We start from the raw sequence: 1,522 nt of genomic DNA, 5'->3' as shown, positions 1-1,522 counted from the left end.
GGTATGCCCAGGTCAGCGATAGAGCGGGGAGTGGTACATCAGGTAGTCAAACTCCCTGAGATAGGAGGCTTCCTGATGAGCTGTTTATCCTAGATAACACCGGTATGAAAAAAGAAGAAGAATACAAAGAGATATTTTTAGCAGAAGCCCTGGACAACCATGAGGAGTTGAACCGCCTGATGACCGAGCTGGAGAAAAACCCGGACAGCAAAACTGCAGTGGATGCCATCTTTCGCATCACCCACACCCTGAAGGGCAATGCGGCAGGGATGGGTTTTGCTGCCATCGCTGAGCTGGCCCATACCACCGAAAGCCTGTTCGGAGAGATCAGAGATCACCGTATTCGTTTAACTACTGCTATCTTCACAGCTATTTTCAAAGCCATAGATGTGCTGGGCAATATGATCCACGGCCTCAAAGAAGACCAGCAGGTAGCTTACAAAGGCATCAAAACCAAGCTGGAAGTCATCATCCGCTCAGCAGATGCCAATCCGGCAGCAGTACCTTCTTCAGAAGAAAAAGCAGTGCAGCCTGAAAAAACAGCCAAACCCAGGAAAAAAACTACTCCGCCCAAAACCCGAGAAAAAACAAAACCTCAGCCTGAGAAAAGTCAGGTAAAGGAAGTAGAGGAAAAAACAGTAGCTGTTGCAGAAACTAATGAAGAAAAAACAGCAGCAGCCTCTGCCACAGAGCCCAAGATTGCTTTTTCAGACCTGGTACAGGTGCCGGTCAGGAAGCTGGACAACCTGCTCAACCTGGTAGGAGAACTCATCATAGAAAGAGATCGTATCCTGGCCAGCCAGACTAGCCGTCAGGCCAGCAATGAGTATGCCCGCCTCAACCGCATCTCCTCTGACCTGCAGTATTCAGTGATGGATGTGCGTCTGGTGCAGGTAGGCTTTCTGTTCAACAAATTTCATAGAGTGGTCAGAGATGCTGCTGCGCTGGAACACAAACAGGTAAGCCTAAAGCTGCAAGGCACTGACACCGAGATTGACCGCAACATCCTGCAAACCATCAGTGACTCGCTCATCCACCTGATCCGCAATGCAGTGGCCCATGGCATAGAAACCCCTGAAGTACGGCAGCAGCAAAACAAAGCCGCTGAAGGCAGCATTACGCTCAGTGCTTACAATGAGAATGACACCGTCATCATTGAAATCGCTGATGATGGACAGGGCATAGACATAGACAAAGTGAGGCAGAAAGCCATCAGCAAGGGTTTGATCTCCCGGGAAGCAGCCGCCCAACTCAGCGAGCAGGAAGTGGTCTTGCTCATCTTTGAGCCGGGCTTTTCCACAGTAGAAAATATCAATGCCATCTCCGGCAGAGGAGTAGGTATGGATGTGGTCAAACAGGCACTGGATACCATAGGAGGCAGCGTGGCAGTAGAGACCAAACCAGGAAAAGGCTCCTGCATCCGCTTAGCACTCCCCTCATCTATGGCGGTGAAAGGCACGCTGCTCTTTGAACTGGAGCAAACCGAATATGCCATTCCGCTGACCTATACCGATGCGGTGGT

1 protein-coding gene is annotated in these 1,522 nt (G+C 50.3%); it reads left to right on the top strand.

The features are described 5' to 3' along the window. Nucleotides 1-104: 104 nt before the first annotated feature. Nucleotides 105-1,522, top strand: a 1,418-nt coding sequence (locus tag WJR50_RS34025; protein ID WP_341297783.1) for a chemotaxis protein CheA, incomplete at its 3' end; no start/stop codon positions are given.

Source organism: Catalinimonas locisalis (genome assembly GCF_038039535.1).
Taxonomy (GTDB): domain Bacteria; phylum Bacteroidota; class Bacteroidia; order Cytophagales; family Cyclobacteriaceae; genus Catalinimonas.
The sequence above is the reverse complement of the archived record's forward strand: the minus strand, read 5'-3'. Positions and strand labels throughout refer to the sequence as shown.